Origin of the sequence: Frankia sp. AvcI1 (genome assembly GCF_001420875.1) — a bacterium.
GTDB classification, from domain to species: domain Bacteria; phylum Actinomycetota; class Actinomycetes; order Frankiales; family Frankiaceae; genus Frankia; species Frankia alni.
Genome location: NZ_LJFZ01000002.1, coordinates 1 through 15,233, shown reverse-complemented (window position 1 = coordinate 15,233; position 15,233 = coordinate 1). Strand labels below are relative to the sequence as shown.

1 protein-coding gene and 14 pseudogenes are annotated in these 15,233 nt (G+C 76.6%); all 15 read left to right on the top strand.

Annotated features, from left to right (window positions below; translation table 11 throughout):
* Nucleotides 1-101 precede the first annotated feature (101 nt).
* A pseudogene (locus tag UK94_RS37260) lies at nucleotides 102-940 on the top strand (polyketide synthase); the annotation flags it as partial.
* A gap of 4 nt (nucleotides 941-944) precedes the next feature.
* Nucleotides 945-1,868, top strand: a pseudogene (locus UK94_RS37255) (ketoacyl-synthetase C-terminal extension domain-containing protein); the annotation flags it as partial.
* Between the two features lies 1 nt (nucleotide 1,869).
* Nucleotides 1,870-3,692, top strand: a pseudogene (locus UK94_RS37250) (acyltransferase domain-containing protein); the annotation flags it as partial.
* A gap of 1 nt (nucleotide 3,693) precedes the next feature.
* Nucleotides 3,694-4,345, top strand: a pseudogene (locus tag UK94_RS37245) (polyketide synthase); the annotation flags it as partial.
* 7 nt (nucleotides 4,346-4,352) lie between these two features.
* Nucleotides 4,353-5,935: pseudogene (locus tag UK94_RS37240) on the top strand (acyltransferase domain-containing protein); the annotation flags it as partial.
* Between the two features lies 1 nt (nucleotide 5,936).
* Nucleotides 5,937-8,237 (top strand): annotated as a pseudogene (locus UK94_RS37235) (polyketide synthase dehydratase domain-containing protein); the annotation flags it as partial.
* A 2,107-nt stretch (nucleotides 8,238-10,344) separates the two neighbouring features.
* Nucleotides 10,345-10,586 (top strand): annotated as a pseudogene (locus UK94_RS37230) (polyketide synthase docking domain-containing protein); the annotation flags it as partial.
* Nucleotide 10,587: 1 nt separating this feature from the next.
* A pseudogene (locus UK94_RS37225) lies at nucleotides 10,588-11,358 on the top strand (polyketide synthase); the annotation flags it as partial.
* A gap of 1 nt (nucleotide 11,359) precedes the next feature.
* Nucleotides 11,360-11,514 (top strand): annotated as a pseudogene (locus tag UK94_RS37220) (hypothetical protein); the annotation flags it as partial.
* Between the two features lies 1 nt (nucleotide 11,515).
* Nucleotides 11,516-12,799, top strand: a pseudogene (locus UK94_RS37215) (acyltransferase domain-containing protein); the annotation flags it as partial.
* A 1-nt stretch (nucleotide 12,800) separates the two neighbouring features.
* Nucleotides 12,801-12,966: pseudogene (locus UK94_RS37210) on the top strand (hypothetical protein); the annotation flags it as partial.
* Nucleotide 12,967: 1 nt separating this feature from the next.
* Nucleotides 12,968-13,624 (top strand): annotated as a pseudogene (locus UK94_RS37205) (polyketide synthase dehydratase domain-containing protein); the annotation flags it as partial.
* Nucleotide 13,625: 1 nt separating this feature from the next.
* Nucleotides 13,626-13,868, top strand: a pseudogene (locus UK94_RS37200) (hypothetical protein); the annotation flags it as partial.
* Between the two features lies 1 nt (nucleotide 13,869).
* Nucleotides 13,870-15,033: pseudogene (locus tag UK94_RS37195) on the top strand (polyketide synthase dehydratase domain-containing protein); the annotation flags it as partial.
* A gap of 5 nt (nucleotides 15,034-15,038) precedes the next feature.
* Nucleotides 15,039-15,233: KR domain-containing protein (locus tag UK94_RS37190; RefSeq protein ID WP_235486364.1), on the top strand; the 195-nt coding region annotated here is incomplete at both ends.

Here is a 15,233-nt window from a genome sequence, read left to right as displayed (position 1 = left end):
GTTAGTACGTGCTCCTACGCTGGCAGGCGTTCCCGAGAAATGTGCCGTCCGAGGGCGGCGCGTCGGGGGTCTGAACGTTCACGACGAGGAGCGCCCCAGCGATGAGCAGTGGATCAGCCGTGTCCGCGAACGCTGACGACACCCCCCGGGGAGCGGGAGACCCGATTGCGGTGGTGGGGCTGGCGTGCCGACTGCCCTCGGCGCCCGACCCGGCGGCGTTCTGGCGCCTGCTGCGCGCCGGCGGCGACGCGGTCGACCGCGGCCCGACTGTTCCCCGCCGGCTCGGCGCCGCCTTCGGAGCCCACCTCGACGACGTCTACGGGTTCGAGCCGGAGTTCTTCGGCATCGCGCCGCGGGAGGCCGCGCAGCTCGATCCGCAGCAACGGCTGGTGCTGGAACTCGCCTGGGAGGCGGTCGAGGAGGCCGGCCTGCGCCCGGAGACGCTGGCCGGCAGCCTCACCGGGGTCTTCGTCGGCGCGATCACGAGCGACTACGCCACCCGGGTGCTGCGCGCCGGCCCGGGCGCCGTCACCCGGCACACCCTCACCGGGCAGAGCCGGGGGATCATCGCGAACCGGGTCTCCTACACCCTGGACCTGCACGGCCCGAGCCTGACGGTGGACGCCGCCCAGGCGTCGTCGCTGGTGGCCGTGCATCTCGCGGCGGACAGCCTGCGCCGGGGCGAGTGCGACCTCGCGCTCGCCGGCGGCGTGCAGCTCAACCTGGTGCCGGACAGCACCGAGACCGCCGCCCGGTTCGGCGCACTGTCCCCGGACGGCCGCTGCTACACCTTCGACGCGCGGGCGAGCGGATACGTCCGCGGCGAGGGCGGCGGCATCGTGCTGCTCAAGCGGCTCTCGTCCGCCCTCGCGGACGGCGACACGATCCACGCGGTGATCCGCGGCGGCGCGGTCAACAGCGACGGCGCCACCGACGGGCTNACCCTGCCCAGCGCGGACGCCCAGGAGCGGGTCCTGCGCCAGGCCGCGCGGGCGGCGGGCGTCGACACCCGTGACATCCAGTACGTGGAGCTGCACGGGACGGGCACGCCGGTCGGGGACCCGATCGAGGCCGCCGCGCTGGGACGCGCATTCGGTGCCGGACGGGCCGCCGACGCGCCGCTGCACGTCGGCTCGGCGAAGACGAACGTCGGTCATCTCGAGGGTGCCAGCGGCATCGTCGGCCTGCTCAAGACGGTGCTTGCGATCTCGCGCCGGGAGCTGCCGCCGAGCCTCCACTTCGCCACCCCCAACCCCGACATCGCGTTCGACGAGCTGCGGCTGCGGGTGCAGACCGACCACGGCACCTGGCCGGCCGGCGACCGGCCGCTGATCGCCGGCGTGAGCTCGTTCGGCATGGGCGGGACGAACTGCCACCTCATCCTCGCCGAGCCCCCGCCGGCCGAGACCGCGCCGGCCAGACTGGCGTCGACCGAGACGCCGCCGACCGAGACGCCGCCGACCACAGCGCCGGGCCGGCCCGCCGCCGACGACGAGGCGGCGGCGCAGGCGTTGCCGTGGCCCGTGTCGGGCCGCGACGAGGCCGCGCTGCGCGCGCAGGCCGGGCGGCTGCACGACCGGCTGACCGACCACGAGCCGCCGGCGTTCGACCCGGTGGACGTCGGCCATTCCCTGGCCACCACCCGCACGGCCTTCGAGCGGCGGGCGGTCGTGATCGCCACCAGCCCGGCGCAGTTCCTCACCGCCCTGCGCCGGCTGCGCGACGGCGAGCAGGACGCCGCGCTCGTCACGGGCCCGCCCGACGGAGCCGCCGACCGCGGCGGGGTGGTGCTCGTCCTGCCCGGACAGGGGTCGCAGTGGGCCGGCATGGCCCGCGAGCTGCTCGCGACCTCGCCGGTGTTCGCGGAGNGGATCGCCGCCTGCGCCGAGGCGCTCGCCCCCCACGTCGACTGGTCGCTGCCCGACGTGCTCGCCGGGGCCGCGGGTGCGCCGCCGCTGGATCGGGTGGACGTGGTGCAACCGGCGCTGTTCGCCGTGATGACGGCGCTGGCGGCGGTGTGGCGCTCGTACGGGGTGCGGCCCGACGCGGTGATCGGGCACTCCCAGGGCGAGATCACCGCCGCGCATCTGGCCGGGGCGCTGACGCTGGCCGACGCGGCGGCCGTGGTGGCCCGGCGCAGCCGGGTGCTGGCGGAGCTCGCCGGGACCGGGGCGATGGCGTCGATCCCGCTGCCGGCGGCGGCCGTGCTCGAACGCCTCGGCGGCCCGGACGCCGTGCTGGCGGTGGCGGCGGTGAACGGCCCGTCGGCGACCGTCGTCTCCGGCGACCCGGCCGCGCTGGACGCGCTCATCGCCGGCTACGCCGCGGACGGCGTGGACGTGCGGCGCATCCCGGTGGACTACGCCTCGCACTCGCCGCAGGTGGCGGCCGTCGAGGCGCCGCTGCTGGACCTGCTGGCCGGCATCACGCCGCGCTCGGGCGACGTCGCGTTCTACTCGACGGTCACGGGCGAGGCGGTGGACACGTCCCGGCTCGACGCCGGCTACTGGTACGCGAACCTGCGCGGGACGGTGCGCTTCGATGCGGCGGTGCGCGCCGCGCTGGCCGCCGGCCACCGGACGTTCATCGAGGTCAGCCCGCATCCGGTGCTGACCGGCGGCATCCGGGCGATCGTCGAGGACGCGGCGCGTTCGGCCGCGGGCGGTGGCGCGGGACCGGCCGCGGTGGTCGGGACACTGCGCCGGGACGACGGTGGGCTCGACCGCTTCCTCCGCTCGCTGGCGGAGGTCCACGTCGCCGGTGGCACGGTGAACCTGGCGGCGGCCTATCCGGCGCGGGCGCGGCGCGTCGCGCTGCCCACCTACCCGTTCCAGCGCCGGACCTTCGAGGTGGACATACCCGACAGCCCCGCACTCAACGGCACCGCTCCGAGCGGCACCGCTCCGAACGGCAGCACCCCGAACGGCACCGTCGCGCCGATCGGTGTGGGACCGAGTGGTGCGGAGACGGCCGCGGCCGCGGCGGATTCGGCGGCCAGCGACGCGGTCCCGAGCTCCGCGCTCGCCCGACGGGTGGCCGGGCTGCCCGCGCCGGAGGCCGACCGGGTGCTGCTCGACGTGATCGGCGCGAGCCTGACGATCGTGCTGGGCCACGCCGCCGGCACCGTGCAGGCCGAGCGGACCTTCGCCGACCTCGGGTTCGACTCGGTGAGCGCCGTGGAGTTCCGCGACCGGCTGGCGGCGGCGACCGGGGTCGCGCTGCCGACCACGCTGACCTTCGACTACCCGACGCCGCGACGCCTCGCCGGGTACCTGCGCGCGGCGCTGACCGGCACCGACCGGCCGGCGGCGGTCGGCGAGGCGCCCGGCCCGCACGGTCCGGTCCGCTCGGGCGACGAACCCATCGCGATCGTGGCGGCCGCGGGCCGCTGGCCGGGCGGCGCGCGCTCGCCGGAGCAGCTCTGGGAGCTGCTGGACGCGCGGGTGGACGCGATCGGGCCGTTCCCGACCGACCGCGGCTGGGACCTCACCGCCCTGCACGATCCGGACCTCACCCGGCCGGGCACCTCCTACACCCGCCACGGCGGCTTCCTGCCCGACGCCGCCGAGTTCGACGCGGACTTCTTCGGGATCTCCCCGCGGGAGGCGACCGCGATGGACCCCCAGCAGCGGCTGCTGCTGGAGACGTCCTGGGAGGCCCTGGAGCGGGCCGGGATCGACCCGGACGCGCTGNGGGGCACCGCCACCGGCGTGTTCGCGGGCGTCACCCCGCACGACTACGGCCCGCGGCTCGTCGAGGCGCCCGAGGGCTATGGGGGCTACGTGCTCACCGGCAGCCTGACCTCGGTCGTCTCCGGCCGGGTGGCCTACACCCTGGGGTTGGAGGGCCCGGCGGTGACGGTGGACACCGCCTGCTCGTCGTCGCTGGTCGCGATCCACCTGGCCGCCCAGGCGCTGCGCGGCGGGGAATGTTCCCTGGCCCTGGCCGGCGGGGTCACCGTCATGCCGACACCGGGCATGTTCACCGAGTTCTCCCGCCAGCGCGGCCTGGCCCCGGACGGACGGTGCAAGCCGTTCGCCGCCGCCGCCGACGGCACCGCCTGGGCCGAGGGCGTCGGCGTGGTGGTGCTGGAACGGCTGTCCGACGCCCGCCGGCTGGGCCACCACGTGCTCGCGGTGGTCCGCGGCAGCGCGGTGAACTCCGACGGCGCCTCCAACGGGCTGACGGCGCCGAACGGGCCGTCCCAGCAACGGGTCATCCGCGCCGCGCTGACCGCCGCGGGCCTCCGACCCGCCGACGTCGACGCCGTCGAGGCCCACGGCACCGGCACCACCCTCGGCGACCCCATCGAAGCCCAGGCCATCCTCGCCACCTACGGCACCGANGACCCCATCGAAGCCCAGGCCATCCTCGCCACCTACGGCACCGACCGCCCCGCCGACCGCCCCCTGCGACTCGGCAGCCTCAAGTCCAACATCGGTCACACCCAGGCCGCCGCCGGGGTCACCGGCGTGATCAAGCTGGTCGAGGCACTGCGGCACGGCCGCCTGCCCGCGACACTGCACGTCGACGCGCCGACCCCCCACGTCGACTGGTCCGCCGGCACCGTCACCCTGCTCACCGAACCCGCCGACTGGCCCACCACCCCCGGCCGACCCCGGCGCGCCGCCGTCTCCGCCTTCGGCATCAGCGGCACCAACGCCCACCTCATCCTCGAACAGGCCCCCGAGGACGTCGCCGAGCCCGAGCCCGCTCCACCGGCCGAAGATCGACCGGCCGAAGATCGGCCGGCCGACGGCGAACCGGCCGAGGCCGCCACCACCGGTGCCGACGCGCTGCCCTGGGTGCTCTCCGCGCACTCGGAGTCGGCGCTGCGGGCACAGGCGGCGCAGCTCGCCGAGCACGTCGCCGCCTCGGCCGGGGAGGCGGACCGCCCCTCGGCGGCGGACGTCGGCCACGCCCTGGCCACCACCCGGGCCCTGCTCGCGCATCGGGCGGTCGTCGTCGGCGACGGCCCGGAGCAGCACCGCGCCGGACTGCTGGCGCTCGCCGCCGGGGACTCGGCGGCACACGTCGTCGTCGGCGTCGCCGGGCCGGCGGGCCGCACCGCGTTGCTGTTCACCGGGCAGGGCAGCCAGCGCGCCGGTGCCGGGCGGGAGCTGTACGCCGCGTCGCGCGTCTTCGCCGCCGCGCTCGACGAGGTCACCGCGCATCTCGACGGCGCGGTCGGCCGGTCCGTCGGCGAGCTCATGTTCGCCGAGCCCGGGTCGGCCGCGGCCGAGGAGCTGGACGCCACCGCCATCACCCAGCCCGCGCTGTTCGCCCTCGAGGTCGCGCTGTACCGGCTGGCGGAGTCCTACGGGCTGCGGCCCGACTACCTGATCGGCCACTCCGTCGGCGAGCTGACCGCGGCCCACCTCGCCGGCGTGCTGTCCCTGCCGGACGCGGCCACGCTGGTCGCCGCGCGGGGCCGGATCATGCAGAGCGTGCCCGCGACCGGCGCGATGGCCGCACTGGAGGGCACCGAGGAGGAGATCGGCCGGCTGCTCGCCGACGCGGCCGGGACCATCGGCATCGCGGCGGTCAACGGGCCGCGTTCGGTGGTCGTCTCCGGCGATCGCGACGCCGTCGACGAGATCGGCCGACGCTGGCGCGACGCCGGCCACCGGGTGCGCGGCCTGCGGGTCAGCCACGCGTTCCACTCCGGCCACCTGGACCCGGTCCTCGCCGAGTACCGCGAGGTCGTCGCCGGCGTGACGCTGCACCCGCCGACGATCCCCGTCATCTCGAACGTCACGGGACGAGTGGCGACCGACGCCGAGCTGACCGACCCCGACTACTGGGTGCGCCACCTGCGGGGCACGGTCCGCTTCCACGACGGGATCCGCACGCTGGCCGACCTGGGCATCACCACCTACGTGGAGCTGGGCCCCGACGCGGTGCTCTCCGCCCTGGCGGAACAGGCCCTGGCGGANCCCGGTTCCGCGGAACCGCCTCTCACCGAACCGGTCGTCAACGAGTCGGCCGTCAACGAACCGGTCGTCAACGAGTCGGCCGTCCACGGCGCCGTGCCGGCATCGGACGCGGCTGTCGGCCCGGCGCCCAGAGTCGTCGCGCTGCTGCGCGCGAACCGTCCGGAGGTCCGCTCGTTCACCACCGCGTTGGCCCGGCTGCACGTCGACGGGGTCGCCGTCGACTGGTCGGCGGCGTTCAACGGCCGCCGGCCGCGCCACACGGACCTGCCCACCTATCCCTTCCAGCGGCAGCGCTACTGGCTGGACGCACCGACCCGCACGGCGGACCGCGCAGGCCTCGGCACGGGCGCGGGCGGCCCGCAGCACCCGGTGCTCACCGGCGCGGTGGAACTGGCCGACGGCGGCCTGGTGCTGACCGGCCGGCTGGACCCGGCCGCGCTGCCCTGGCTGGCCGACCACGCCGTGCGCGACACGGTGCTGCTGCCGGGAACCGCGCTGCTGGACCTCGTGCTGAGCGCGGCCCGGCACTGCGGCGCCCACCGGGTGGAGGAGCTCGCGCTCACCGCCCCGCTGGCCCTGTCCGCAGCCGGGACGCTCGACGTCCAGGTTCTGGTCGCACCGGTCGATCCGGCCGGCGGCGGCGGGCCCGACGGGGTCGAGCGCCGGGCGGTCACCGTCCACGCCCGTCCCGTCGCCGACCAGACCGACCCGCCGGGCCCGTGGCAGCGACACGCCACCGGCTTCCTGCGCACGGACGACGGCGCCGCAGCGGACGACCGCGGTGGGGCGGACGACCGCGGTGGGGCGGACGACCGCGGTGGGGCATGGCCGCAGCCGGATGCGGTCTCGATCGACGTCTCGGGCCTGTACCCGCGGCTGGCCGGCGACGGCTACCAGTACGGACCGGCCTTCCGCGGCCTGCGGGCGGCCTGGCGGCAGGGCGACGACGTGCTCGCCGAGGTCACGCTGCCGGACGCGGCCGGCGCGCGGGATCGGTTCGAGGTGCATCCAGCCCTGCTGGACGCGGCGCTGCACGCCGTCGTCGGGCTGCTGCCCGGTCCCGACGCCGACCCTGGGCGCATCCGGCTGCCGTTCGCCTGGCAGGACGTGACGCTCGCCGCGCGCGGCGCCTCGTCGCTTCGGGTGCGGGTCTCCCCGACCGGCCCGGACACGGTGCGGCTGGCCGTTGACGATGCGGCCGGCGAGCCGGTGGCGAGGATCGGCGGGCTGAGCCTGCGCCCCGTCGCCACGCAGGTGTTGGCCGACGCGGGCCGGGCGGTCGCCGGCCGTGGCGCGGGCGACGCGATGTTCCGGCTGGACTGGCAGGTGGTGCCCCCGGCCGCGGACCTGGCGGACCTGGCCGACCTGGCCGACCTGCCGAGCCTGGCGGACCTGCCGAGCCTGGCGGACCTGGCCGACCTGGCCGCGCTGCGCGCGGAGATCGACGCGGGCGGCCACGTGCCGGCCCTGGTCATCCATCGGTCTGCCGCGGTCGGGCCGACCGGGACAGCACCCGTCGAGTCTCCCACGGACGAGGAGGCCGATCCGGTGCCGGCGGCGCATGCCACGGTCCGGGCGGCCCTGCACCTGCTGCAGGACTGGCTGGGCGACGAGCGGTTCAGCGGATCCCGCCTGGTGATCCTCACCGAGCGGGCCGTCGCGACGGGTCCCGGGGAGGACGTCGCCGACCTCGCCGCGGCCGGCGTCTGGGGACTCGTCCGCAGTGCGCGGACGGAGAACCCCGACCGGGTGGCGCTGCTCGACGTCGACGGCCGCGCCTCCTCCCGCGACGCCGTCCGCGCCGCGCTCGCCCTGCTCGCCGCGCGGCCCGCCGAGCACAGCGAGCTCGCGGTGCGCGACGGGGAGATCCGCGTGCCGGTGCTGGCCCCGCTCGGCACGCAGCCGGCGCTGCTCCCGCCGGCCGGCACCGACGTCTGGCGGCTCGACGTGACCGCCGCCGGCTCACTGGACAACCTCGCCCTGCTGCCCGAGCCGGCGGCGCAGCGTCCGCTGGCGCCCGGCGAGGTCCGCCTCGCGCTGCGGGCCGCCGGGCTGAACTTCCGGGACGTGCTGATCGGCCTGGGGATGTATCCCGGCGGGGCACGCATCGGCGCCGAGGGTGCGGGCATCGTGGTCGAGGTCGGCGCGCAGGTGTCGGACCTGGCGCCCGGCGACCGGGTGATGGGCCTGGTCCAGGGCACGCTCGGCCCGCTGGCGGTCACCGATCGCCGGCTGCTGACGGCGATCCCGCCGGGCTGGTCGTTCAGCCAGGCCGCCGGCGTCCCCGTCGCCTTCCTCACCNCCTACCACGGCCTGGCCGGTCTGGCCCGGCTGCGTCCCGGCGAGTCGCTGCTGGTGCACGCCGCCACCGGCGGGGTGGGGCAGGCGGCGGTGCAGCTCGCCCGGCACTGGGGCGTCGAGGTGTTCGGCACCGCGAGCCCGGCGAAGTGGCCGGTGCTGCGCGGGCAGGGGCTCGACGACACCCACATCGCGTCGTCGCGCACCCTCGACTTCGCCGACAGCATCCGCGCGGCGACCGACGGACGCGGGGTCGACGCCGTGCTCAACTCGCTGGCCGGGCCGTTCACCGACGCGTCGCTGCGGCTGCTGGCGCCGGGCGGGCGGTTCGTCGAGATGGGCAAGACCGACCTGCGGGACCCGGCGGCCGTCGCCGCGGACCTCGACGGCGGCTCCTACCAGGCGTTCGACCTGTTCGAGGTGGATCCGGCCCGCATCGGCGAGATGCTCGCCGTCCTCGCGGACCTGTTCACCCGGGGGGCGCTGAGCCCGCTGCCGACGACGAGCTGGGACGTCCGGCACGCGCCGCAGGCGCTGCGCCAGCTCAGCCTGGCCCGGCACACCGGCAAGCTGGTGCTGACGCTGCCCGCGCCGCTCGACCCGGCGGGCACGGTGCTGATCACCGGCACCGGCGCCCTCGCCGCGCTCGCCGCCCGCCGGCTGGTTACCCACCACGGCGTGCGGCACCTGGTGCTGGCCAGCCGCGGCGGCCCGGCCAGCCCGGACGCCGAGGCCGTGCGGGCCGTGCTCGCCGAGGCGGGTGCGACGGCCACCGTCGTCGCCGCCGACGTCGCCGACCCCGACGACGTGCGCCGGCTCGTCGCGGCGGTGCCGGCCGACCATCCGCTCACCGCCGTCGTGCACACCGCGGGGGTCCTCGCCGACGGGGTGGTGACCTCGCTCGACGACCCGACGATGGACCGGGTGCTGCGCCCGAAGGTGGACGGCGCCTGGCTGCTGCACCGGGCCACCGCCGGGCTGGACCTGGCCGCGTTCGTGCTGTTCTCCTCGGTCGCCGGGCTGCTCGGCAACGGCGGGCAGGGCAACTACGCCGCAGCGAACGCGTTCGCCGACGCCCTGGCCCACCACCGCCGCGCGGCCGGGCTGCCGGCCGTGTCGCTGGCCTGGGGACACTGGGCGCAGGCCGGGGGGATGGCGGGGCAGCTCGCCCCGGCCGACCTGGCACGGCTGGCGCGCACCGGCATCGCGCCGATGTCCACCGCGCAGGGGCTCGCCCTGTTCGATCTGGCCATCGGAGGGGGAACAGCCGCGGGCGCGCAACCGCTGCTGGTCCCGGCGCGGCTGGATCCGGCCGGCGCCGCCCGACCGGCCGGCGGCGGGCTGCTGCGCGGGCTGGTCCACGTGCCGTCGCAGCGCTCCACCGCCGGCGCGGGCGGGGCCGTGGGCGCCGGTGCGGCCGGTGCGGCAACCCCGGCCGGCGCGGCCGGCACACCGCCGGCGGACCGGGCCGCGGCCCTCGTCGAGCGGCTGCGCGGGCAGGGCCCCGACGAGCAGCGCCGGGCGCTGCTCACCCTGGTCCGCACCACCGCGGCCGAGATCCTCGGCCACGCCTCGGCGGCGGCGATCCGGCCGGATCGCGGCTTCCTGGAGTCGGCCTTCGACTCGCTGAGCGCGATTGAGCTGCGCAACAGGCTCGCCCGGGAGACCGGCGTGCACCTGCCGACGACACTGCTGTTCGACCACCCCACGCCGGCGATCCTGGCCGCCCACCTGCGAGACACCCTGTTCGCAGACAGCCGGTCCCCTGACAGCCCGTCCACGGACAGCCGGTCCACGGACAGCCGAGCCGCGGACAGCCGAGCCGCGGATGGCCGGGCCCCAGGCGAAGGGGTCCCGGACAGGCAGCCCCTCGACGAGCGGCTCGCACTCGTCGACCTGGCCGACGAGGNCGACGCGGCACTGCTGAGCGAGCAGATCGCCGGCGCCACCGACGACGAGATCTTCGACTTCATCGACCGGGAGCTCGGCATCTCGTGAGCCGCTGCTCCTCCTGCCGGCCACGCGCCGCCGTCGCCCCCCGCACCGCGCCCGGCAGCACGTGCTCTCCGGTCCGCCCCGACTCCGCGCATCGAGAAGGCTGATACCGCACATGGCGAACGAAGCGAAGCTCCGCGACTACCTCAACCGGGTCGCCGCCGATCTGCACCAGACCCGCCAGCAGCTGCGCGAGCAGGAGGCGGCCCGCCGCGAACCGATCGCGATCGTCGGGATGAGCTGCCGCTTCCCGGGCGGGGTGAGCTCGCCTGCGGACCTGTGGCGCGTCGTCGACGAAGGACTCGACGTCACCGGCCCGTTCCCGACGAACCGCGGGTGGGACGTCGACGGGCTCTANGACGCCGACCCCGACCGGCCCGGACGGACCTACGCCCGCTCGGGCGGCTTCCTCCACGACGCCCCGGAGTTCGACGCCGCCTTCTTCGGGATCTCTCCCCGGGAAGCCCTCGCCACCGATCCGCAGCAGCGGCTGCTGCTCGAGACGGCCTGGGAGGCGGTGGAGGAGGCCGGGATCGACCCGGTCTCGCTGCGCGGCTCCGCGACCGGGGTGTTCGCCGGGGTGATCGCCCAGGAGTACACGCCGCGGCTGCACCAGCCGACCCCCGAGCGCGTCGACGGGTACGTGCTCACCGGCAGCACGACCTCGGTCGCGTCGGGTCGGGTCGCCTACGCGCTGGGGTTGGAGGGCCCGGCGGTGACGGTGGACACCGCCTGCTCGTCGTCGCTGGTCGCGATCCACCTCGCCGCCCAGGCGCTGCGCGGCGGGGAGTGCACCCTCGCCCTGGCCGGCGGGGTCACCGTCATGTCGTCACCGGGCATGTTCGTGGAGTTCTCCCGCCAGCGGGGGCTGGCCCCGGACGGGCGGTGCAAGCCGTTCGCCGCCGCCGCCGACGGCACCGCCTGGGCCGAGGGCGTCGGCGTGCTCGTGCTGGAACGGCTGTCCGACGCCCAGCGGCTCGGCCACCGCATCCACGCGGTGATCCGCGGCAGCGCCGTGAACTCCGACGGGACGTCCAGCCAGCTGACGGCGCCGAACGGGCCATCCCAGCAGCGGGTCATCCGCGCCGCGCTCGCCGCCGCCGCCCTCACCCCCGCCGACGTCGACGCCNTCGAGGCCCACGGCACCGGCACCACCCTCGGCGACCCCATCGAAGCCCAGGCCATCCTCGCCACCTACGGCACCGACCGCCCCGCCGACCGCCCCCTGCGACTCGGCAGCCTCAAGTCCAACATCGGCCATTCGCAGGCCGCCGCCGGGGTCGGCNGCATCATCAAGCTGATCGGCGCGATGAGCCACGGCCGGCTGCCGAAGACACTGCACGTGGACGCGCCCACCCCGCACGTCGACTGGTCCGCCGGCACCGTCACCCTGCTCACCGAACCCGCCGACTGGCCCACCACCCCCGACCGACCCCGGCGCGCCGCCGTCTCCGCCTTCGGCATCAGCGGCACCAACGCCCACCTCATCCTCGAACAGGGCCCGATCCCGGCGGACGCCGGCACAGCGGACGGGGACACGGCGACCGGCGGCACGGGGACCGACGGCACGGGGACTGGCGGCACGGGGACTGGCGGCACGGGGATCGAGGACGCGGCAGGCGCAGACACGGCGGACGGGGCCGGCGACGCGGGCCGTGGGCCGGCCGTCCGGGGCCGGGCGCTGCCCTGGGTGCTGTCGGCGCGCACCGCCGAGGCCCTCGGCGGGCAGGCGACGCGGCTGGGCGCGTTCGTCGATGCGCATCCCGGGCTCGCCCCGGTCGACGTCGGCCGGGCGCTGGCCACCACCCGGGCCGCACTCGAGCACCGAGCGGTGGTCGTCGCCGAGGATCCGGCCGGGTTCCGGGCCGGCCTCGCCGCCCTGGCCGCCGGTTCCGGCGGATCGGCCGGATCGGCCGGCGTGGCCGGCGTGGAGGTGATCGCCGGGATTGCGACGCCGGACGGCGCGGCCACCGACGCGCGCATCGTGCGCGGCGTCGCCGACACCACCGCCACCACCGTGTTCGTCTTCCCCGGGGCGGGCACCGCCTGGCCGGCGATGGCCCGCGAGCTGCTCGCCACCAGCCCGGTCTTCGCCGAGCACATCAATGCCGTCGCCGCCGCCCTGGCCCCCTACGTCGACTGGAATCTGCTCGACGTCCTGCGCGAACGGCCCGGCGCGCCCACCCTCGACCGCGTCGACGTCTCGCAGCCCGCCGTGTTCGCGGTGCTGGTCGCGCTGGCCCGGCTCTGGCAGCACCACGGGGTCCACCCGCACGCCGTCGTCGGGCACAGCCAGGGCGAGATCGCCGCCGCGCACATCGCCGGCGCCCTCACCCTCGACGACGCCGCCCGCGTGGTCGCCCTGCGCGGGCAGATCCTCGGCGCGCTGCCCGCTCCCGGGGCGGTGGTGTGGGTGAACCTGCCCGCCGACCAGGTCCGCGAGCGGCTCGCCCGCTTCCGCGAGGGGGCCGCCGCGGTCTCCGTCGCCGTCCTCAACAGCCCCACCAGCACCGCCGTCGCCGGCACCGAGGAGCCGCTGGCCGAGTTCGTCGCCGGCCTGCAGGCCGAGGNCATCCGTACCAGGGACGTCCCGGTGGGCTACGCCTCGCACTCGGCACGGGTGGAGGCCGTCCGCGAGGAACTACTCGCCGCGCTCGCCCCCATCCGTCCCCAGCCGGCCACCATCCCGATCCTGTCCACCGTCACCGCCGACTGGATCGACCCCACCGCCCTCACCNCCGACTACTGGTACACCAACCTGCGCCAACCCGTCCTGTTCGAGGCGGCCACCCGCGCCCTGCTCGACGACGGCCACGACCTGTTCATCGAGGTCAGCCCCCACCCCGTCCTCACCACCGCCCTCGCCGAAACCCTCGAGAACACCCCCGGCCTGCCCGGCCCCGTCGCCATCACCGAGACCCTGCGCCGCGACACCGGCGGCCTCACCAGGTTCCACACCTCGCTGGCCCAGGCGTATGTCCGCGGGGCCGGCCTCGACGCCGCAGCCGTCTACGCCGGATCCGGCCGCGGGCACGTGGACCTGCCGACCTACGCGTTCGCGCGGCGGCGGTTCTGGCTGGACGCCTCGTCCACCTCACCCAGCGGCGACGCCGCCGGGCTGGGGCTGGGTTCCGCCGACCATCCCCTGCTCGGCGCCACGGTGCGGCTCGCGGACTCGGACGGGGCGGTGCTCACCGGCCTGCTGTCGCTGCGCACCCACCCCTGGCTGGCCGACCACGTCGTGTTCGGCTCGGTAGTGCTGCCGGGCACGGCCCTGGTGGAGCTGGCGGTCCGCGCGGGCGACGAGACGGGCGTGCCGGTCGTCGAGGAGCTGATCGTCGAGACGCCACTGGTGCTGCCGGAACGCGGCGGGCTCCAGGTCCAGCTCACCGTGGNCGCACCCGACGAGGACGGTCTCCGGCCGGTCAGCATCCACACGCGAGCCGAGGACGCATCCGCGCAGGCGGCGTGGACCCGCCACGCGCACGGGGTGCTGCGCGCCCCGGAGGCGACGGACGCCGCAGTGTCGTCGGGGGTGCCGTCGGGGGCGTCGCCGGAGGTGTGGCCGCCCGCGGGCGCCGTTCGGGTCGACACCGGCGATCTCTACCCGTCGTTCGCCGCGGCCGGGCTGGTCTACGGNCCGACCTTCCAGGGTCTGCGCGCGGCGTGGCGGGACGGCGAGGATCTGCTCGCCGAGGTCACCCTGCCCGCGGACGCTCTCGACCGCGCCGGCGCCTTCGGTCTGCACCCCGCGCTGTTGGACGCCGCGCTGCACCTGACCGGCCTGCCGTCCGCCGCGACTGCCCTCGACGGAACTGTCCTCAACGGAACTGCCCCCAGCGGAACTGCCCCCAGCGGCACCGCCGGCGGCACCCGCCTGCCGTTCGTGTGGCGCGGAGTGCGGCTGCACGCGTCGGGCGCCGGCGGGCTGCGGGTCCGGCTTCGGGTCAGCGGGCCGGACCAGATCGCCCTCACCGCGGTGGACGGCACCGGCGCCCCGGTGGTGTCCGTCGCCGGGCTGGCGCTGCGCCCGGTCACCGCCGAGCAGATCCGCTCGGCGCCCGGGCCCCGCAACGACTCGTTGTTCGCCCTGACCTGGCCCGAACTCCCGGCCACGCCGGGCGGCAACTCCTCCGGCGCCGTCGAGCCCCCTGGCGCCGTCGAGGTCGTCACGGACCTCGACGAGCTGGCCGCCCGGATCGACGCCGGCTCCGCGGTGCCGAACCTCGTCGCCGTCGCTGCCCCCGCCCCGCCCGGCGAGGCGACGGAACCTGACGCGGTTGCGGCGCGCGCGCGGACCGCCGCCGCGGACACCCTCGCGCTCCTGCAGCGCTGGCTCACCGAGCCCCGCTGGGCCGAGGCGACCCTCGCGGTGCTCACCTCGGGCGCGGTCAGCGTCGCCGGCGAGGACGTCGACCTCACCACCGCCCCGCTGTGGGGGCTCGTACGCACCGCCCAGAACGAGCATCCCGACCGCATCCTGCTCATCGACCTCGACGCCGACCCCGACAGCCGCACCGCCCTGCCCGCAGCGGTCGCTACCGCCCAGGCCACCGGCGACAACCAGCTCGCCCTGCGCCGCGGCACCGCCCACACCCCACGCCTCGTCCCAGCCACCACGCCCACCGCCCCACCCACCGCCGCACCCGGTGCCGCGCATCCAGCCGACCCGGCCAAGCCAGCCGACCAGACGGATCCGGCCGACCCGGCGGATCCGGCGGGCTGGAACCTCGACCCCGACGGCACCATCCTCATCACCGGCGGACTCGGCACCCTCGCCCACCACCTCGCCCACCACCTCATCNCCCNCCACCACACCCGCCACCTCCACCTCACCAGCCGCACCGGCCCCCACCACCCCCACGCCACCGCACTACGCACCGAACTCGAAAACCTCGGCGCCACCATCACCATCACCGCCACCGACACCACCAACCCCACCCAACTCCACCACCTCCTCGACACCCTCGACCCCCACCACCCCCTCACCGCCGTCATCCACAC